The 19602-nt window shown below is 47.4% G+C and carries 14 protein-coding genes and 1 pseudogene; 7 read left to right on the forward strand and 8 right to left on the reverse strand.

What is annotated here, in order from left to right; genetic code table 11:
• Positions 1–164 precede the first annotated feature (164 nt).
• A complete protein-coding gene (locus QUB30_RS20425) occupies positions 165–1613 on the reverse strand; it encodes a RecQ family ATP-dependent DNA helicase (RefSeq protein ID WP_333336883.1) in 1449 nt (482 codons plus the stop codon).
• A gap of 169 nt (positions 1614–1782) precedes the next feature.
• Here QUB30_RS20425 and QUB30_RS20430 point away from each other — a divergent pair, with 169 nt between their 5' ends.
• A complete protein-coding gene (locus QUB30_RS20430) occupies positions 1783–2592 on the forward strand; it encodes a phytanoyl-CoA dioxygenase family protein (protein WP_333336886.1) in 810 nt (269 codons plus the stop codon).
• A gap of 174 nt (positions 2593–2766) precedes the next feature.
• Here QUB30_RS20430 and QUB30_RS20435 read toward each other — a convergent pair whose 3' ends face one another.
• Positions 2767–3147, reverse strand: coding sequence for a hypothetical protein (locus QUB30_RS20435; protein ID WP_333046563.1), 381 nt, complete (start codon positions 3145–3147; stop codon positions 2767–2769).
• A 484-nt stretch (positions 3148–3631) separates the two neighbouring features.
• On the opposite strand from QUB30_RS20435, the gene QUB30_RS20440 reads away from it, so the two are divergent.
• Positions 3632–4186, forward strand: a complete 555-nt coding sequence (locus tag QUB30_RS20440) for a M23 family metallopeptidase (protein WP_333336949.1) — start codon at positions 3632–3634, stop codon at positions 4184–4186.
• A gap of 245 nt (positions 4187–4431) precedes the next feature.
• Here QUB30_RS20440 and ftsH read toward each other — a convergent pair whose 3' ends face one another.
• Positions 4432–6366, reverse strand: coding sequence for an ATP-dependent zinc metalloprotease FtsH (gene ftsH / locus QUB30_RS20445; RefSeq protein WP_333336888.1), 1935 nt, complete (start codon positions 6364–6366; stop codon positions 4432–4434).
• Between the two features lie 326 nt (positions 6367–6692).
• Here ftsH and QUB30_RS20450 point away from each other — a divergent pair, with 326 nt between their 5' ends.
• Positions 6693–7238 (forward strand): NADPH-dependent FMN reductase, encoded by a 546-nt coding sequence (locus QUB30_RS20450; RefSeq protein WP_333336952.1) that lies wholly within the window; start codon positions 6693–6695, stop codon positions 7236–7238.
• A gap of 152 nt (positions 7239–7390) precedes the next feature.
• Here the strand turns inward: QUB30_RS20450 and QUB30_RS20455 are convergent, their stop codons facing one another.
• The gene (locus QUB30_RS20455; protein WP_333032858.1) at positions 7391–7621 is read right to left on the reverse strand and encodes a hypothetical protein; all 231 of its coding nucleotides are present in this window, start codon (positions 7619–7621) and stop codon (positions 7391–7393) included.
• 132 nt (positions 7622–7753) lie between these two features.
• Here QUB30_RS20455 and psb32 point away from each other — a divergent pair, with 132 nt between their 5' ends.
• Complete coding sequence (psb32, locus tag QUB30_RS20460; RefSeq protein WP_333336890.1) at positions 7754–8476, forward strand: photosystem II repair protein Psb32; 723 nt, start codon at positions 7754–7756, stop codon at positions 8474–8476.
• A gap of 59 nt (positions 8477–8535) precedes the next feature.
• Here the strand turns inward: psb32 and QUB30_RS20465 are convergent, their stop codons facing one another.
• On the reverse strand, positions 8536–8919 hold the full coding sequence (locus tag QUB30_RS20465) for a DUF4346 domain-containing protein (protein ID WP_333236131.1): 384 nt from the start codon (positions 8917–8919) through the stop codon (positions 8536–8538).
• 338 nt (positions 8920–9257) lie between these two features.
• On the opposite strand from QUB30_RS20465, the gene QUB30_RS20470 reads away from it, so the two are divergent.
• Positions 9258–10289, forward strand: coding sequence for a DNA (cytosine-5-)-methyltransferase (locus tag QUB30_RS20470; RefSeq protein WP_333336892.1), 1032 nt, complete (start codon positions 9258–9260; stop codon positions 10287–10289).
• 375 nt (positions 10290–10664) lie between these two features.
• On the opposite strand, the gene QUB30_RS20475 is transcribed toward QUB30_RS20470, so the two are convergent.
• The 3 genes and pseudogenes from QUB30_RS20475 to QUB30_RS20485 form a co-directional block, all read right to left on the reverse strand.
• On the reverse strand, positions 10665–12473 hold the full coding sequence (locus QUB30_RS20475; RefSeq protein WP_333336894.1) for an aspartate kinase: 1809 nt from the start codon (positions 12471–12473) through the stop codon (positions 10665–10667).
• 43 nt (positions 12474–12516) lie between these two features.
• Entirely contained in the window at positions 12517–13794 is a 1278-nt protein-coding gene (locus QUB30_RS20480; protein WP_333336896.1) for a transposase, read from the reverse strand.
• A gap of 359 nt (positions 13795–14153) precedes the next feature.
• Positions 14154–14908, reverse strand: a pseudogene (locus QUB30_RS20485) (Uma2 family endonuclease).
• Positions 14909–15017: 109 nt separating this feature from the next.
• On the opposite strand from QUB30_RS20485, the gene QUB30_RS20490 reads away from it, so the two are divergent.
• Positions 15018–15677: an HAD family hydrolase gene (locus QUB30_RS20490; RefSeq protein ID WP_333336898.1), complete on the forward strand. Its 660-nt coding sequence runs from the start codon at positions 15018–15020 to the stop codon at positions 15675–15677.
• A gap of 394 nt (positions 15678–16071) precedes the next feature.
• Positions 16072–19413 (forward strand): PAS domain S-box protein, encoded by a 3342-nt coding sequence (locus QUB30_RS20495; protein ID WP_333336900.1) that lies wholly within the window; start codon positions 16072–16074, stop codon positions 19411–19413.
• Positions 19414–19602 lie beyond the last annotated feature (189 nt).

Here is a 19602-nt window from a genome sequence, read left to right on the forward strand (position 1 = left end):
AAGCAAATATGTCGATCATAACATCTTTGAATTAGTTTGCGAGCGCACGGGTAGCGAGAAATCGGTTTTTTTCACAGCAATACTTCGTTTGGGCAGGCAGATTCGGTAAAAAACCCGGTTTCTTGGGTCGGAGTGCTTAAGTCGTTTGAGTATACTTGTCAATTCTATCGACAATTGTCACAGTGGCCGCACCGCATTGATGTAGCTTCCTTGGTAAAGCCAAAAGCTTGCAGCAAAAATTGCCACCTACACTCGCGATGTTTGATATATTTTGCCATTTCTTCCGCCGCTGTAAAATTTAATTTTTCGCCTTTTTGCTGTGCGGATTTGTCGATCGCATAATTAAAAGGATCTTGCCATGTTAATTGTCCGCTGCTGTGGAGAATCGAAAGGGCGATCGCGCTTTCGGGAAATTCGCGGGAAACTTCTTCTATATCGCCTTTAACTGGCAGTTTTTTGGCCAATTGCTGAGCTTCTCGGTATTGCGATCGCAATTTATCTTGAAAAAATTGTGCTCTTTGTTTATCTTCGGGATAAAGCAAACCCGTAGGTTCGCTAATCAATGTCAGGGCGATCGCCGATTTGCCGTCGCGTCCGCCTCTACCAATTTCCTGAATGTATTCCGATAACAGCAAAGGTGCTTGAAAGTGAACAACCCACCGGACATCTGGCTTGTTAATTCCCATCCCGAATGCTGAGGTACAAGTCACAAATTTAAGGTCATTGTTCAGCCAAGCTGTTTCTATTTTTCGTCGTGATTCTGGACTTAAACCTGCATGATATGCTGCTGTTTCATAACCTGCTTCTTTCAACAAATCAGCCAAGTTTTCGCTATCTTTTCGAGTGCGGACATAGACTAAACCTGCTTGTTTTGGTCGAGCTTTAATAAAATTTAATAACTGCTGCTTGCGTCCTCTGGGCGTCCAAACTGTTTGCACTTGCAGGTGCAGGTTAGAACGGTAGGGACTTAGCAGAAATGCTTCTGGCTTGCGCAGTTGCAACACATTTTTGATTGTCTGCTGGGCGTCGGGGTTGGCGGTAGCGGTGAAAGCGGCGATCGCAATTTTACTGTTTGCTGGTTTAGCTTTCAACAAAGCTGACCGCACTGTTCCCAAGCGACGGTAAGCTGGTCGAAAAGTATCACCCCACTGCACTAAACAGTGAGCTTCATCTAATATTAAACCGTTGATTTGGATCTGTGGCTGACTGATAATTTCCCAAACAGGTTTGCTGAGTAATGTTTCGGGAGACAGGTACAGCAATCTTAATTTGTTTTGTTGCAGCGATTGCATAGTTTGTCGGCGCTGCTGTGTTGGCAATTGACTGTGGAGGAGGGAAGCGGGCAGATTGCGAGATCGCAATTCTTGTACTTGATTTTCCATCAGTGCGACTAACGGCGAAACCACTAAAGTTAAGCCTGTTTGCAACAAAGCTGGCAGTTGAAAGCAGATAGATTTGCCACCACCTGTCGGCATAATTATAATTGTATCTTTTCCGGCTAATAAACTGCCGACGATTTCTCCTTGGGGTGGTCGAAAGTCGTCGTATCCCCAGATTTTTTGGAAGGCGGCGCGGGCTTGATTTAATGATATTGGTTCTGGTTGGTATTTCATTTGATTTATCCCCAAATCAGAGGTAATGTGAGCAGTGCGTGCCCTACATAATTAAATTTTGTGTAAGTCCTGATGTACCAATAAACCGGGTGACTCATTTCATGGTATGCAAGTATCGAGCAGAATAAGTGTTAATTTAATAACAGTTAATAATTTTACTTTTTGAATTATGAACGCAAGCACGTTAAGCGAAGTTTTCAGCTATCGGCAAAAGACTTGCGATCTTTTCGATACCGCGGGGGCGGTAGATGCGGTGCATGAAGATGGTTTTGCGCTGATTCCTGGTGTACTCAGTCCGTCGGAAGTGGCGCAAACCAAGGAAGCACTCGATCGCCTGCAACCCTTCGGACTCGATGGCAGCCGTTGGAGTGAATTGAACCAGCATTTTAAGTGCGTTTTTAATCGCGATCGGCTGTGGCTTTCCTATGCCGATCGACCGGGAATAATTGAGTTAGCAGAAGCATTAATGGGCAGCGATTGCCACATTATCGGCATGACTGCGTGGAAAAGCGGGCCCGGTTATGATGGTTGGCGCGTCCACGTCGATCAGGTGTTTGTACCCGTGCCCGAAAGCGTGTTTGCAGATCGCACTTTTCAACTGCCAGTATGGATTTGTACAGCCCATTTCTATCTCAGCGACATCCCAGAAAACCTCTGTCCTACCTATATTATTCCCGGCAGTCACAAATCTGGTCGCAAACCCGATCGCGGGGAAGAAACTTGGAACGGACACTCCCCAGAACCAGTTTTGTGCAAAGCAGGAGATGTGCTGTTTTTCCGCAGTGAAATTTGGCACTCCGGCGGCAAAAATACGACGACAGATGGAACTCGCTACTTACTGCAAGTGCATTATTCCCACCGCAACATCGCGCAGAAATTTTCGCCTTGGCCGTGGCAGTTTAACCCCGAAATTATCGCTACCGCTACTGAACGGCAACTGCGACTTTTGGGTAAACATCCTGAGTCAGGTTACGGTTAAAATACATTGCTAATTTTGTTTGAGGCGCGATCGATAAATAAACGGGAAATGTCATATTTATTTGAGAGTTGGAGTTTTGGATTTGAGATGACTAGCAATTCTAGAGACTGGCAAATCTCCGAATATCTTGAGCAATCCAAAATCCAAAATCCAAAATCCAAAATCTAAAATCCCCTAAGATTGACCGTCTCGGCGGCCGAGCTCGTACACGCCGCCGCCAATACAGGCGATCGTACCCATCGATACCGCCCAACCAGTGCCCAGAGACAATTCGACGCCCCAATTGCACAATCCGCCGACAATCAAAAAGGGCAGAATGCTTAACAGCGAAGCGTAAAAAGCATTTTGAGCTTCTCTGGCTTGGCGGGTTCTTTCAAACTCGGCTTCCGAGGTGTAGAGGGATCTCTCCGCAAAATTCATCCAGCGGTTGAGTTGCAGAATTACCCATTCAGTGAGGGGCGACAGACCCCAGTACAGGGCTAAAGACCACAAGGACGCACCCGCGATCGCAGTTGCATCTATCGCAAAACTAAAAGGAAAAATTTCAGTAAGCATTGCTTGATGTGTGTTATGAATTTGAAATTTTGGATGACATCCAAAATCCCGGAACTAACTATAGTGTCAAGCAAAAGCTCGATCGAATTCAACCGCAGCACGAATTCCTCGGCCAATTTTTTTGATCGCCCCTAGCCATTTACCCGGAAGCCTTGACACGGGTTTTGGATGGAGTAAGATACACGTTGTTGATAAACTGATTCGCGATCGCGGGTAGAGCTCAAAGCCAATCTTGCAGCGAATTGGCATAACTTACATCTAGCACCCTTCTGAGAAACGGGCAAGATGCCCGTTCCACAAAGAATGATTTTTTTGTGGGGGGGGCCGGAAAGCCCGCCCCTGAAAGCTTTATTGACAAGGGTGCAAGATGTGAGCCTAACAGACAACGCAAACTCGCACACACATTTAACTTTGAGCCGTGAAAAAAATCCTGCAAAACTCTAGAGGCCCGCTGACGGCAAAACGCTTTTTTCGTCTCAGACAGATGCTGCTGCTGGCACTTTCGATCGGCATTGTTTTGATCGGCCCTTATTTGCAGCAGCAGGTGGTCAAAGCTCAGTCAGGCTTACCAAGCAGAGTAGCGACGGGTAATTTGTGGCAAGAAGCTTCTTTTCCAGTCGAAAACTTTGAAACTTACACTTCCGCCTTCGGCCCCCGTGGCGGGGATTTTCATTATGGTTTGGACTTGGCCGCCCCGGAAGGCAGCTATATCCGCAATTGGTGGGGCGGGCAAGTTGTGGAAGTTTGGGAAGATGGCCGATGCGGCACTGGTATGGTGGTGCGATCGGGAAATTGGGAACACATCTACTGTCACCTCAGAGGCCGAGTGCTAACGGCTAACGGCGGGCGTTATTATACCGATCGCGAAGGTACCGTGCAAATTTGGCAAGGTCAAACAGTGCCTGCGGGTGCGAGAATTGCCAGAGTTGGGATGACGGGCCGCACCAGTGGGCCTCACTTGCACTGGGGATTGAAGTACGGTGGCCGCTGGGTAGACCCGGCTTTGGTACTCCGGGAAATGTACGCGCAACAATCTTAATTTGTCATTAGTTAGTAGTTATAGCAATCCTCGCATCATTGGTGAATTTCTTACTCCCTCCCCTTCGTAAGGGGAGGGTTGGGGTGGGGTAAAAATTTACGACTCCTGCGAGGATTGCTATAGCCATTAGTCATTAGTTAGCAGTCATTTTTTTGGTTTGTAGTAATAACTAAAGTCCTGATTTTTTCGAGAATGAGGAATAAAGTCATCACTACAAACTTGAATAACTAATGACTAATGACTCTTTACGTTGGTGCCAGCTCTTTCTTCGTCAACTCGGTGTACCGCTCGACAATTTGGCGGAATTCGTCGCCGTCGATGGTTTCTTCATCCAACAGCGCTTCGACAAGTTTGTCTACCAAAGCGCGGTTTTCGCGGATAATCCGACGAGCTTCTTCGTAGCAGTCAAAGGCAATTTCCCGGACTTGGCGATCGATCTTGATTGCCATTTCTTCGGAATACTCCGCTCGCGAATTCCAGCTCTGACCCAAAAAGACCTCATTGTTCGGACTTTCCAAAGCCACAGGCCCCAAATCGGACATTCCATAAAGCGTTACCATCTCCCTCGCGAGACTGCTAACTGCTTTGATATCGCCGCTGGCACCCATAGTTACTTCAGCATCGCCGTAAATTTCAGCCTCTGTCGCCCGTCCCCCCAAGGCTACTGTAATCTGGCTTAACAGCCAAGCCCGACTCCTCAAACCTTCACTATCGAGCATTTCGTCGTCCAGGGCAAACTTAGCAAAGCCTGCGATGCCGCCGGAACGCGGAATAATCGTTACTTTTTCAAGTGGATCGGCATTTTTGAGCATTGTCGCGACTAGGGCGTGTCCGACTTCGTGGTATGCTACTATCCACTTTTTCTTGCTGTCTAGCAGGGGGTTGAGGGTGAGTCCGATCGTAATCCGGTCGAGCGCGTCGTAAACTTCTAAGTTGCTAATAGTGTCTTTGCGACGCCGCGCGGTGAGAATTGCTGCTTCGTTGAGCAAGTTTGCCAAGTCGGCGCCGGAAAAGCCGGGAGTGCGGCGGGCGATCGTATCTAGGGCAACTTCTGGGTCGAGTTTTTTGTTGCGGGCGTGAACTTGCAAAATCCCCAAACGCCCTTTGTAACTGGGTAAATCTACCGTTACTTGCCGATCGAACCTGCCGGGCCGCAGCAGCGCAGTATCGAGCACGTCGGGGCGGTTGGTAGCTGCAATGATAATCACGCCGCTGTTACCCTCAAAGCCGTCCATTTCTGTCAGCAACTGGTTGAGAGTTTGTTCGCGTTCGTCGTTGCCGCCGCCGATACCAGCGCCGCGCTGCCTTCCTACGGCGTCTATTTCGTCGATGAAGACGATGCAGGGGGAATTTTCTTTAGCTTTGCGGAACAAGTCGCGGACGCGGGAAGCGCCGACTCCGACGAACATTTCTACAAATTCGGAACCGGAGATGCTGAAGAAGGGGACGCCTGCTTCGCCTGCGATGGCTTTGGCCAGCATTGTTTTGCCGGTTCCCGGAGGCCCGATTAACAGAACTCCTCTGGGAATTTTCGCGCCGATGGCGTTGAAGCGTTCGGGTTTTTTGAGGAAAGTTACGACTTCTTGCAGTTCTTCCTTAGCTTCTTCGATGCCTGCTACGTCGTCGAACATCACGCCGGTTTTGGCTTCCATTTGGAAACGGGCTCTGGATTTGCCGAAGTTCATGGCATTTCCTTGAGATTGGGTCGATCGGCGCATGATTGCCATCAACACTGCCAACACCGCAAAAATTACTAGCAAGTTTACTACTAAACTGACTGCAGCTGCGTTGTCGGGTGTTTGTTTGACTTCAAAGTCAATCTTTTTGGCACGGATTTGCGAGTACAGTTCTCGGTTGTTGTAGTCGAACAGGGTAACTGATTGGGCCTGATCGCTTTTTTGATCTTTTAGCCTAACTTTGGCAGTTCTTTGAGTTTCGTCTACTTCGATTTTACTGACTTGCCCTTTTTCTATGTTGTCGATCAGTTGGCTGTAACTCATGCTGGTTGGGGTGCTCTCGGCAAAAACCGGGGTCGAGAGCAATATTCCTTGAGAAATCACCAAACTGCCCAGGATGCGCCAAAGATTCCGTCCTGGAATTGATTTTTTAGGATTCTGGCTCGATTTGTCTTTGTTTACAGCGAGATGCCCCAGCCATGCGTGTTTCCAAGAATTTTTCATATTGCTTTGCCCAAGGTTGAAGAATGCCAAGATTGACCGCTTTTGGTTTGCTACGTTTATTTATTTTAACAAGAGGGCGGGTGTTGAATGGGTTTATCTCTCGCTGGCATCTTAAGAGGCCCCTCAAAATAGTCGGTTGTCAACGATCCGAGTCTGTTTTCCCTGACCGGGCTTACGAGCACTCACCCCTGTTACCCATAACCTTCTGTTCTTCCTTCTATTTTCTACACCGGAAACTTCACTTGACAGTTGCCGATCGAACTTGCTATCTTAATCATAGTCGGAATGAGTACGTTTTAGTCGAGCAGTTATTGTTTTTGAGTTTTATGCTAAAAATTGTCGGCATTGGTGGAAGTTTGCGGGCTGGCTCCTACAGCCAGTTAGCGTTGAAGGTAGCAGCAGATCGGGCGCAGGCCCTGGGCGCGGAAGTTGAAATATTGGATTTGCGATCGCTCAAGCTGCCCTTTTGCGACGGTGAGAATGATTATCTCGATTACCCGGATGTGGAAAAGCTGCAGAATGCGGTTAAGCAAGCCGACGGCTTGATTTTGGCAACGCCGGAGTATCACGGTAGCGTCAGCGGTGCTCTCAAGAATGCCCTGGATTTGATGAGTTTTGAGCATTTGGACGGGAAAGTTGCGGGTTCGATCAGCGTTTTGGGAGGGCAAGTTAACAGCAACGCACTCAACGATTTGCGAACCATTTTGAGATGGGTGCACGCTTGGGTAATTCCGGAACAAATTGCGATCGGACAAGCTTGGAAAGCTTTTAGTCCCGACGGTAAATTGTTGGATGAAAAACTGTCTGAAAGGTTCGACGAATTTGCTCGAAGTTTAGTAGAAAATACGCGGAAATTGCGAGGAATTTCGTAATTTTATCTGATGACAAATGCAGTCCGGGACGCAACTGGCCTATTCTTCGGATGCGTCAGTTGCAATAATTGCTCGATTTGAAGAGGTTTTGTCTCTAGTAGAGTACCCGACAAGCTGTAATGTTAACTGTTAACAGCCAACAGTCAACTGAATTAAAATGGCATATCGATCATGTCTCCGAAAGGATGGGGTACGTCGCTCGGCATTCTTCCGGGTTTTGACTCATATTTGTCTATCCACTTTTTGGCCAATTCCAAAGCTTCCTCCTCAGTCTTGGCATTTTGGACGGCGACGTGGCGGTTGCCGCGACTATCCCAAACCTCGACGTAGAAGACTTTCTGGGATTGAATAATCCAACCTTTATAAGTGTCTGCTGGTTCCATAGTTAGAATCCTAAAATAATCGGGCGGGGAGTTCCACTGGCGAGCTAATTGTAAATATTGCCCTGCATAAAATGAATTTTACGGGGGTTTCTATAGTATTTTTGGAAAAAAGTCAGTTTTACGGTTAACCTCATGACCCGACTCCTGAAGCAATTATTTAACTGGAGAAAATATCTCCAACCTTTGGCGGCGACGATCGCGATCGCCCTAATCGCATCCCAGATGGCGGTATTACCGGCATTGGCGACTGGCGTTTACGAAATACCGGTGTTGTCGGCGGGCGATCGAACTTGGGTGTTCGACAAAGGCGACGTGCTCAGCCGCAGCAGCGAAAGCAATATCAGCAGCGTGCTCGACAACCTGGAAAACAAAACAGGGAAACAAGTCCGATTTGTCACCATCCACCGCTTAGACTACGGCGAAACGACTGCCACTTTCACCGACCAACTGTTTGAACAGTGGTTTCCCGCAAAAGAAGACCAGACTAATCAAATTTTACTCGTTCTCGACACTGTTACCAACAGCGCGGCAATTCGCACCGGCGAAGGGGTTAAGTCCTTGCTAACCGATGAAATTGCCCAGAGTGTGGCTGGGGAAACCGTGCAAGTGCCGCTGCGGGAAGCCAATAAATACAACGAGGCATTTACGGCTGCAAGTACGCGCATTGCAACTGTTTTGTCGGGCGAACCCGATCCGGGTCCTCCTGAAGTTGTTGACAACATTCAAGTTGAAGGCACGTTTAAAAAAGCTGAAGAAACAGACCAAGGCAATGCCACAGTTGTTGTGGTTGTGCTGTTGGTATTGGCGACAGTAATTCCGATGGTGACTTATTTCTGGTATCAAGGTTTTTCGTGATCGGGTGCTGATAAATTCGATCGGTTGCCGTTTTGTCAAGAAATTATGGCAGGGCTGCACTAATCTTGAACGTATTCTCGATCGCTCAACAATGCAATTTCTGCCCGTACAAATTCCCGTCCCAGATAAGCCGCGTGATCTAACATTGTCACCGGACAGGGGCGGGTTTCTTCTAGGATTTTGACGCAAAGTTCTTTGGCGGTTCTGCCGCTAAAAACTGTGGATTGGGTGCGTTCTACCTTGCCGCGGGCGGGGATGGGTTTGCCAGTTTCGGGATCGACGGCGAGGCCTCGATCGTCGATGATGTTGGTGAAATGTTTGGCACAAATTAAGCTGGTTTCGCGATCGAGATAGATGATGAAGTAGCCGCCCGGATCGAGGTCGATGTGGCGTTTGGATAGCTTGTCATCAATTGCGGTGAGATTTTCCAAGGTTTGACTCATGGTTGGTGAAAGGAAGTAAACAATAGCTATATTTTTTTTGCTATTTCTAGTTTAGTCGGCTGCGGGACAAGTTTGGCAGCTTGGTTGGTTGAATGCGGGGGGAATTTTCGGGCGATCGACAATTCCTGCAATTTGCCGATCGCTCCTATGCTACAGTCGATCGGACTGGACAGATAAATTGATGAGTGAACTTAAGACGCGATCGCTGTTATATCACGGACTTCTTCAAGAAGTCTGGGATCGGGGAATTCTGTTTTTTTAGCCATTGCTCACTTATCTAGGATGCAAAATCGGTTATTATTGTATAGATGATTTGTTTGTGTTAAAGCTGAGCCAAAATGAAATTTATAGATTTGTTTTCAGGAATAGGAGGTTTCAGACAAGGGTTTGAAAAAATCGGCTTTAAATGCGTTTTTTCCTGCGAAATTAACAGCAAATGCCGACAAGTTTACACGGAAAATTTCGGTGAGGTTCCTTTTGGAGATATCAGTAAAGTTAATCCCGTCGAGTTAGAAGACTTTGATATTTTAGTCGCCGGGTTTCCGTGCCAACCTTTTAGCATCTGCGGCAAAAAGCTCGGTTTTGAAGATACTAGAGGCACGCTGTTTTTCGAGATTTGTAAAATTATCAAAATCAAGCAGCCGAAAGTTATCGTTCTCGAAAATGTCAAGCACTTAATCCATCACGACAAGGGAAATACCTTACAAGTAATTATTGCCAGTCTTGAAGATTTGGGATACAGCGTGAATTACAAAATGCTGAATGCTAAAGACTTTGGAATTCCTCAACATCGTGAAAGAATATTTATTATTGCAACTAAAGGTAAACCATTCAATTTTTCTCGGCTTAAAACCCAGGTGACTCCAAAACTCAGGGAATTTCTAGACAAGACAGGTAATTTTGAAATAGTGGATAAATCCGAGTATACTTTAATTGATTATCCGAGAAAGCAAGATTCGGGACTTTTGTTTGTAGGTTACAGAAATAAAGGTACTTGGAAAACTGGCGTGAGGCCGAATACAGAACATTTATCGAGAGTTCACAGACAGCCTAATCGCATTTATTCGGTAGATGGAGTGCATCCCACCATTCCTTCGCAAGAAACATCTGGCAGGTTTTTTATCTACATTCCTGAGCAAGATATGGTGAGAAAGTTGACGCTGAAGGAATGTTACCGTCTTATGGGTTTTCCTGAAGATTTTAAGAGTTATCCTAGTGCAGGGGAAAGTTACAAGCAAATTGGGAACTCGGTTTGTGTACTGGTGGTGGAGGCAATTGCGAAAGAAATATTAAGTCAAAATTTATTGTATGATGAAATGAAGGGATTGCCAAGAGAAATAAATGAATATTTACAGGTTGCTCTTTTCTAACAGCACTTACGCAAGTGTGCCACTCCCATCGACTTGTAAGGTGCGTCAGACGGGTGTAGAGAGCGACGATCGAGGATTTTGGTTCTGACGGACTCTACTAATACAGGAGTAAGATTAAATTCCTTAATTCGATCGCCAGTTTCATTTTAACACAGCCTCATGCTGAGAAAATTGCACTCAAAACTCCGATGTTGACTGTCGATCGATATCTGTATGAACACGGCAGTACGGTGTCCAAATCCGAATATATTTGTAGGGATACAGCACTGCTGTGTCCGCGATATTTGCAAGGACACGGCACTGCCGTGTCCCTACCGAAAACCGCCATACAAGCACCGATCGGACGCAATCTTAATTCCCGATTACAAACCTGTCTTAAGCTGGAACTTGGATTCTTTCGGTGCCGGCAAGTTCAAAGGCTGCGTGAATTGCTTTCAAAGCAGTTACTCCTTGTCCTTCATCCACAACGCAGCTAATTTTAATCTCGGAAGTGGCAATCATTTGAATGTTGATTTGCTGGCGGGAAAGCGCTTCAAACATCTTTGCCGCTACTCCCGGATGCGCTACCATCCCGGAACCGACGACGCTAACTTTGGCTATTTGTGTATCGACTGCTACTTCGCCCCATCCAAATTCGGGGGCGGCTTTTTGGAGGGCGTTTTTAGCAGCTTCGGCGTCAATTTGTGCTACGGTAAATGCAATGTCGCGAGTTAATATGCCGTCAATATTGTGACAGCGCTGCGACTGAATGATTGTATCTACGCTGATATTTTCCTCGGCTAAAAGTCCGAACAGTTTTGCTGCTACTCCGGGTCGATCGGGCAATTGGCGAATTGCTAGACGCGCTTGATTGAGATCCAACGCAACGGCGCGGACTGCGGGCGGTTTGTGGGAGGATGAACGCAGCCCAATAGGGGAGTTGGCAACATCAAATGTTTTGCAGAGTTCGGCAACGGCCCGATCGCAATCTTCGGCATCGATCGCACAACTAACTTTTACCTCGGAAGTGGAAATCATTTGAATGTTAATTCCCGCATCCGCTAAAGTCTTAAACATCTGGGCCGCTACCCTCGGACGCCCGATCATTCCCGCACCCGCAATGCTAACTTTAGCGATCGGCTTTTCTTCTGCTTTCACTTCCGGTTCTCCCAATTCTGGGCGAGAATTCTTGCCGAGGGCGGGCACGATCGCATCTGCAACGGCGACAGCTTGATTGAGGGAATTTCGCCTCACTGTAAAGGCAATATCGTTAGTATTTCCTTCGTGAATTGACTGGATAATTAAGTCTACATCGAGGTTTTGTTGCGCGATCGCACCAAACAACCGCGCTGCTACGCCGGGGCGATCGGGCAAACGCAACAGCGACACCCCCGCCTGATCTAAGTCAAATTCCACCGCATCCACCGCTTTTGCGAGTTCCAAGCCCTCCAAAGGCCGGGGTTGCGCGGGCGGGGACACTACCCGCGTACCGGGGGCGTCACTCCAGCTAGAAAGCACTACCAGCGGCACGCCGTAATTCTTGGCAATTTCTACCGCGCGCGGGTGGAGGACTTTTGCGCCCAAACTCGCCAATTCCAGCATTTCGTCGCAGGTGATTTCGTCCATCAATTGCGCGTCGGCAACCAAGCGCGGATCAGTAGTCAGAATTCCGGGCACGTCAGTATAAATTTCGCACCTGTCAGCCCGCAGCGCTGCCGCCAGGGCAACTGCGGTTGTGTCGGAACCGCCGCGCCCCAAGGTGGTAATTTCCAATTCTCCGGCATCGGCTATGCCTTGAAAACCGGCAACCACAACGACTTTACCGCTTTTTAACTGACTCTCCAGCCGATTCGGGTCAATTCGCAAAATCCGGGCGCGGGTGTGGGCGGCTTCGGTGACAATGCCGACTTGGGCGCCGGTGAGGGAAATTGCGGGCTGTCCCATTTCCTGCAATGCCATGCTCAAAAGTGCGATCGAGACTTGTTCCCCAGTGGAAAGCAACATATCCATTTCCCGCTTGTTGGGATTTGCGGAAATTTCCTTGGCGAGTTTAACTAAACCGTCGGTGGTTTTGCCCATCGCTGAAAGTACGACAACCAGAGAGTTGCCAAGCTGTGCTGTTTTTACAACTCGTCTGGCTACCTCCAAAATGCGATCGACTGTACCAACCGAGGTTCCGCCATATTTCTGAACAATTAGTGCCATAGGACTTACACAAAAAGTGATGCAATAGCTGGTAAAAGTATAGTCATTTATTGACATGGGAGGCGTTAAGTCCCTCCCCTTTCACTTCTACTTTAAGCGGATTGACCCGCCTTGGCTGAACTACGCAGCTCCCTATCCCATTGCTAAACGCATTTGGGATTGCTTTTCTCAAAATATTGTAATATCCGTTAATATCCGCATTGATTAATTGACCGACTGATGTTTTATACAATCCTCTCTTAATTCGCTTGCCACTAAATGCGACATCATTAGCGCCAGTCTTCTCATAAACAGGGATTGGGTCTAAAGCTAGAAAGTTCGATTGAGAAGTATAGGATTCTTCTTGCACAATCACCGTTATTCCCACCAATTCAGCTTTGTATTCCAACATTTCAATTAATCGGGCATGAGGAACACTTACGAAGTTCTGATTGGTTTGCTTCCCTAAGCTAATCTCGCTCTTCCATTGTATGTTTTTTCCAATTACTAGCGTCCCAATCTTTCGTGCGACGAGAAGATTAATGATAAGCCGGCTGGAGGAGTGTAAGTAATTATCGACTTTTTGATTGCGACAACGAGTTAGGCGTTGAATACGGGATGATGTCTTGCTACTTCCTTTCAATTCAGATTGTAGTTGTGCCTTACGCTTGTTGTAGAACTGATTGAGCGATTTCAATGGGCGCCCGTTAATCAGGAGAGGGGTAAAACCCGACTGATTTGAAGTTAACGCCACTAAATTATTTAGTCCCAAATCGATACTAGCTACGGCTTCTTTTTGAATCTGTTCGACGGTGGACTCCGGTTGATTATAAATCACCTCAATTACATAGGAATCACATTTGGGAACCAGCCTAACTTGGCAAATTAGATCGGGTTTTATTTTGGTTCTTATTGAGATTTGTGTACCAGAAAGCTTGATAATTCCTTTCTTCAATTGCTTGCTACTAATCGCCTGAATCGTATAGACAAGAATATTTCTACCCTTGACTTTATCTTTGTACTTGGGTAGTTTCGGGCGACCCGTAAAATTAGAGGAATCAACTTTGTAAGCTTTGACTGCTTCAAAAAACGATTTCCAGTTCTTGTCCAATATCATCAAGATTTGTTGACTGACCTTGGCTGGCAAAACCTTGTAGGCTTGATGAGACTTCATTAAACGGTTCATCTCGTTGTAATTAATGTAACCCCATCCATAGACAAAACTCTGACGAATGACGTAGTTAGCGGCATTGTAGAGATTCTTGGATTTAAAAGCTAATTCATCAATCTCAGTGAAACGGTGTTCCGTAGATTTAATGATGTGCCTCTCTGCTAGTTGCATCCAGACTCTCCATTTTTTAACGAGCGCAACAATTTTTTATTAAACTTTCTTGACTCTATTATACTACTATTGTTTATTGAGGCTTACAATCTTAATGAAGTTTTATGATACGCAAATTTTCGATAATAACCGATGAATGTTTATATCGTTTCTGAGGAGGCTGCTAGGCGATCGGGTTTTTACACATGATATTCCTAGGGACAGGGCAATGCCGTGTCCCTACCGAAATCGGCGACTGATGGGAATTTAGATTTTTGATTGAAGGATTGAATAATTGGGAATAACTTATGAAGAACCCCATCCCGATAATCATCACTGATCCCCCATCTCAAATCTCAAATCTCAAATCTCAAATCGAATTACCGTCCTTCTAACTCTCGCAAACGCGCTTCCAAAGCTTGAATTCGCAATTCAGCTTCTATGCGCCTTTGTCGTTCTCTTTCAGCAGCCAATTCGGCTTGTTCTGCCCGTTCCTCGGCGGCCGGCAGCAAATTCCCGGAAGCATCCCACCAGCGGAGCCAAGGCAGTTCTACGCCCTGATCAACCCCTTGCCAAATGCCTAATTCCACTCCTATTTGTGCGATCGGGTAATGTCCGCGCTGATTTTGTGGGACTAACTCGAAGCGATCCTCTACCAAATGATACACTTCAACTTGTGCTTTTGTGACTTCATAAATGCCGTAAAAAGCAGGTCGAATTATTCGCTCGTAAATCCAGAATTTCCCCTGGCGAGGAGTCTTATCTCTTTGTTCACTGCCATCGCCAGAAACAAATTCAAGTACAATCAGAGGCGGCATTAATTCCTGCCACATTACATAGGAGCGGCGAAGATTTCCGTCAAGAGTTGGCGGCACGTCGGGCGCGTAAAACCAATCAGGTGCTTCGGCTCCTCTTTCGGGCGCTTCCGGGGGCAGGGCCACTCGCCAGTAAATACCGGAATCTTGACCGATGCAGTATTGTCCGTCGGGATAAATTTGGTCTAAAATGGGTCGAATTGATTTTGTTAACAGTATGCTTTGAGGAAGTTTTTCACAAAAGTACCGTCGGAGTCTGGTAATTGAGTGTGGTCGGGGAAATCTGTTGCTATAATTTCTGGTTGGTCGGTGACACTCATGTTGACCTCTTGAATGTTGAAAAATTATACTTATAATTGGTTAGTTACAGATTAATAATGTTATTATTTTAGGGAAATCTGCGGTTGCTAGAGAGAAATTTTAAGGAATATGAGTCAGTACAACTTAATTATTTTTGACTTCGACGGCACTTTGGCAATCACTCACAAAGCTATTGTCTTTTGCTTTACCAAAACTTTTGAAAACAACAATATTAGCCCGCCTACTGCTGATACTATTATAGGTACAATCGGCATCAATTTACCAAATAGTTTTAAAATCCTCCATCCGGCGATCGAGGAAAGCGAAATTCCCGAATGGGTTGAAACTTACCGCTCTTATTATCGGACAGAAGGTGAAAAGCAGGTAGATTTATTTCCCGGAACTAAGCAAGTCTTGCAGTTGGCGCGCCAGTCTGGATTGAGCATGGGAGTTTTTAGCAACAAACACGTGAGTTTTGTGAATTTGTTACTGCAAAAATTGAAAGTTTACAGTTTTTTTGATTTAATTGTAGGTGACAACGGAAAAATTATTATGAAACCAAACCCGGCTGTTTTTCACTCGATTATTAAACCGCTGTTTCCGGAGCTGGATAACAGTCAAATTTTAATGGTTGGCGATACAGCGATTGATTTGCTGTTTGCTAAAAATGCTGGGATAGATGTTTGTTGGGCGGCTTACGGATATGGCGATCGCGCTCAGTGTCTAGCCCTAGAACCGACTTTCGCGATCGACGATATTTCGGAACTTGCTGTGTTCGTTCACAATTAAGTTTTCCTCGACTTTTTTCATAAAAGGTTAAATTTTTTAAATAACAAAGAATTAAAAAAATATTTAACTCTAGCCAGATGCTCGATTTTTTATTCACTATAAAAAATAAATTTGCCAACCTGCAAGCCGCATAAACTCTGCCAAGTAAACCATACCAAAGATAGAGTTATCGCCGGACAAGCTATTATAAATTAACAAGTAGGATTCCTTTGAAGGCAGAAGGAAGCAGGAAAAAAAACGAGGTAAGCCAATTTTTTTTAGGTAGAATTTACCGCCCAAATCCTGCATAATAGCCTTCTAACTTGGGCATTCGGAAAATAGGCAATTCTATTAAACTCTAGGGTGTGCTGCCAGTCGGGATAGACAATAAACTAAACTCAATTTATAGAAACTCATGCAGATAGATATAAGCATTCCTTCTGAAACGCTATCGCCGACTCGTACTGGCGGCACACCGAATTTAATAGAAGAAGTATTTCGGCTGTACGATCGCGCCCTGGCAGCTACCAGCAACGGCATCGCGATCGCGGACGCTACCCGGCCGGACAAGCCCATAGTCTACTGCAACCGGGCTTTCGAGCGGATTACAGGCTACGATCGCACCGAAATAATCGGGAAGAACTGCCGCTTCCTGCAAGGCCCGGATACCGATCGCGCTGCCGTCGATCGAATCCGCGCTGCCCTGAAAGAACAGCATGACTGCAAAGTAGTTCTGAAAAACTACCGCAAAGACGGCACCCCCTTCTGGAACGAACTCACCATCTCGCCGGTGCGCGACAGCAGCGGGATCGTCACCCACTTCATCGGCGTGCAAGCTGATATCACCGATCGCTTCCAAGCAGAAGAAGCCCTCAAACAAGCCGAGGCAAAATACCGCAGCATCTTTGAAAACGCCACCGAAGGCATATTTCAAACCGCCCCAGACGGGCGCTACCTCAGCGCCAACCAGGCACTCGCCCGAATGTACGGCTACGATTCCCCGTCAGAACTGATCGCCAAATGTTCGGCAAAAAACCTTTACGCCGATCGCACCCGCCGCGCTTCCTTCATGGCAGAAATCAGCAAAAACGGTTCCCTGAAAGAGTTTGAGTCCTGCGTCCGCCGCCGGGACGGCAGCACTACCTGGATCTCGGAAAACGTGCGCGAAGTCCGCGGCGCAGGCGGCGAAATCCTTTACTACGAAGGAACAGTCGCCGAAATCGCCGATCGCAAACAAGCCGAAGCAGCCCTGCGAAATCAAGAATACTGGCTGAAAACCGCGATTAACGCCGTGCCCGACGCGATCAACCTCACAGACAGCGAAGGGCGCTGGCTGATTGCCAACGACTGCGCCCTCCAACTATTGGGCTGGGAAACCGCAGACTACCAGGGCAAAACTACTGCCGAACTCGCAGCCGCCGCCGATCCGAGAGTCAGAGAAATCCTGCTAACTTGGCAGGAAACCGACGAAACCACCTGGCAAGCAGGCACTCTTACCTCCAGCCGCCAAATTGTCTCCTTGCCCACAGGCGGCAGCAATTTGTTTGAAGTGCGGAAAGTGCCGCTGTTCAACCCCGACGGTTCGCGCAAAGGTTTGGCAGTGGCGGGGCGGGACATCACCCAGGAAGTGGCAGCGGATGCAGCTTTGCGAGACAGCGAACAGCGGTTTCGGGCAATTTTTGAACGCGCTGCGATCGGCATGGTAGTCGCTACCCTCGAAGGTGTTGCGATCGCCACTAATCCGGCATTTCAAGCTATGCTGGGGATCTCGGAAGCTCAACTGCGGGGTGTCGGCCTCGACGAATGCACGCACCCGGAAGACGTACAAGCTTCGCGCGAGTTGCGCCAACAGTTGGCCGCGGGGTCGCGCGAAGCTTACCAAATAGAAAAGCGCTACCTCCGCCAAGACGGCAGCATCCGGTGGGGACGCCTCAGCGCCTCTGCGATCGACAGCAGTCAGGGAACGCCGCAGTTTATTTTGCAAATGGTAGAGGATATTACCGATCGCAAACAAGCCGAGTCAGCTTTGTTGCAAAATGAGGCTAAGTGGCGATCGCTGATTCTCAACAGTTCCGACATCATTACTATTCTCGACGAAAGCGGTCGCATTGTTTACGCAAGCCCTTCTGTAGAAACAGTTTTGGGCTACGAACCAGAGGAACTCGCCCGTCAAATTGCCGTCGATTTCATCCACCCTGACGACCTTCCCTCGCTGATGTCCGACGGCGAAAAAATGATCGCAAATCCAGGCGATCCGATCGCCCTAGAAGGTCGGTTCCGGCGCGCTGACGGTTCTTGGTGTTTTCTCGAAGCCGTCGGCATCAACTTGCTAGCAGACCCCGCTGTGAGCGGAATTGTGATCAACTCCCGCGACATGACGGCGCGCAGGCAAGCAGAGTACCGCCTCAGCAAAATTAACGAGTGCTTTTTGGGATTCACCACCGACGCCGCTGACAACATCCAGCGGCTGGCATCTTTAGCCGGCGAGCTTTTGGGCGGAAGCTGCGCCATCTACAGCCGCGTCGGTGGCGGTCTGCTGCGCGCGATCGCGACTTGGCAAGCGCCGCCCGACTACCCGCTGGTCGATCGCGCCGAGGGGCACATCTGCACCGACGTATGCAGCAAAGGAAGCGATCGGGCTGTGGCTATTCCTGACTTGCAGAACACGATCTACGGCCAAACCGATCCCGCTGTCATCCGCTACCAACTGCGCAGCTATCTGGGACAAGCAGTGCGGCTGGGCGACAATTACGTGGGTGCGATGTGCGTTCTCTACACTGAGTCGATCGCGCCCACAGAAGCCGACTGCAAGCTGATCGGAATTATTGCCGGGGCGATCGGAGTCGAGGAAGAACGGGCCGCCGCTGCCGATCGCGACCACCAAAAATCCCAAGAATTGCAAACAGCTTTGCGCGAATTGCAGCAAACTCAAATGCAGTTAGTACAAACCGAAAAAATGTCTTCCCTCGGACAAGTGCTAGCAGGAATTGCCCACGAAATTAACAACCCTGTTGGCTTTGTCGCCGGCAACCTCTGCCACGTCCGAGGCTACGTTCTCGACTTGTTAGAAATCGTCCAAGTGTATCGAGAAGAGTACCCAAATCCCCCCGCCAGAATTCAGCAACAAGCCGAGGATATAGACTTAGAATTTCTCGCAGAAGACCTGCCCAAATTACTCAATTCGATGCAGATAGGATGCGAGCGAATTGTAGAAATTATTCAAACTCTGCGCAATTTTTCGCGGGCGGACGAAGCGAAAATCAAGACTGCCGACATTCACGAAGGTTTAGAAAGTACCTTATTAATGTTGAACAGTCGGCTGAAAGCCAAGGCAAACTGGCACGGCATTGAAGTGATTAAAAAATACGGAGAACTGCCGCAAATACAATGCCATCCCGGACTGTTAAATCAGGTTTTTATGAATGTATTGGCCAATGCGATCGACGCCTTGGAAGAAAGCAGCAGCCAAGCAAAAGATACAGCAGATCCTCTATTTCCTACAATTACGATTCAAACTGAAACGATGGATAGCAATAGCATTTGTATTCGGATTAAAGACAACGGCCCGGGCATTCCCGAAGATCAGATCGTGCGTTTGTTTGACCCATTTTTTACCACCAAACCCGTAGGTAAAGGCACAGGTTTAGGTTTATCAATTTCGCACCAAATTGTCGTTGAAAAACACAACGGCAAATTGCAGTGTCACTCGGAACCAGGTAAAGGCACTGAATTTATCATCGAAATTCCAATTAAGTAGAAGGAATCAGAAAGGCACTACACGGATGAACACGAATACACGGATTAACTATTGAGTGTGTGTCAATTCATGTCATGTCCGTTTGATTCGGACTTGTATGATGTTAAATTGTGTAGGGCCGGGTTCGCCTATATTTTTGAGAATTATCGACAAATTATATAAACCGGCCCCGCCCATACTTAGAAACCG

The sequence above is a fragment of the Microcoleus sp. BROC3 genome, from assembly GCF_036702515.1.
In the GTDB taxonomy this organism is placed as follows: Bacteria; Cyanobacteriota; Cyanobacteriia; order Cyanobacteriales; family Microcoleaceae; genus Microcoleus.

Excerpts from the sequence above, each read along its gene's own strand:
- QUB30_RS20425 (WP_333336883.1), bottom strand. The coding sequence starts at position 1,613 with ATGAAATACCAACCAGAACCAATATCATTAAATCAAGCCCGCGCCGCC.
- QUB30_RS20430 (WP_333336886.1), top strand. The coding sequence starts at position 1,783 with ATGAACGCAAGCACGTTAAGCGAAGTTTTCAGCTATCGGCAAAAGACT.
- QUB30_RS20435 (WP_333046563.1), bottom strand. The coding sequence starts at position 3,147 with ATGCTTACTGAAATTTTTCCTTTTAGTTTTGCGATAGATGCAACTGCG.
- QUB30_RS20440 (WP_333336949.1), top strand. The coding sequence starts at position 3,632 with ATGCTGCTGCTGGCACTTTCGATCGGCATTGTTTTGATCGGCCCTTAT.
- ftsH (WP_333336888.1), bottom strand. The coding sequence starts at position 6,366 with ATGAAAAATTCTTGGAAACACGCATGGCTGGGGCATCTCGCTGTAAAC.
- QUB30_RS20450 (WP_333336952.1), top strand. The coding sequence starts at position 6,693 with ATGCTAAAAATTGTCGGCATTGGTGGAAGTTTGCGGGCTGGCTCCTAC.
- QUB30_RS20455 (WP_333032858.1), bottom strand. The coding sequence starts at position 7,621 with ATGGAACCAGCAGACACTTATAAAGGTTGGATTATTCAATCCCAGAAA.
- psb32 (WP_333336890.1), top strand. The coding sequence starts at position 7,754 with ATGACCCGACTCCTGAAGCAATTATTTAACTGGAGAAAATATCTCCAA.
- QUB30_RS20465 (WP_333236131.1), bottom strand. The coding sequence starts at position 8,919 with ATGAGTCAAACCTTGGAAAATCTCACCGCAATTGATGACAAGCTATCC.
- QUB30_RS20470 (WP_333336892.1), top strand. The coding sequence starts at position 9,258 with ATGAAATTTATAGATTTGTTTTCAGGAATAGGAGGTTTCAGACAAGGG.
- QUB30_RS20475 (WP_333336894.1), bottom strand. The coding sequence starts at position 12,473 with ATGGCACTAATTGTTCAGAAATATGGCGGAACCTCGGTTGGTACAGTC.
- QUB30_RS20480 (WP_333336896.1), bottom strand. The coding sequence starts at position 13,794 with ATGCAACTAGCAGAGAGGCACATCATTAAATCTACGGAACACCGTTTC.
- QUB30_RS20490 (WP_333336898.1), top strand. The coding sequence starts at position 15,018 with ATGAGTCAGTACAACTTAATTATTTTTGACTTCGACGGCACTTTGGCA.
- QUB30_RS20495 (WP_333336900.1), top strand. The coding sequence starts at position 16,072 with ATGCAGATAGATATAAGCATTCCTTCTGAAACGCTATCGCCGACTCGT.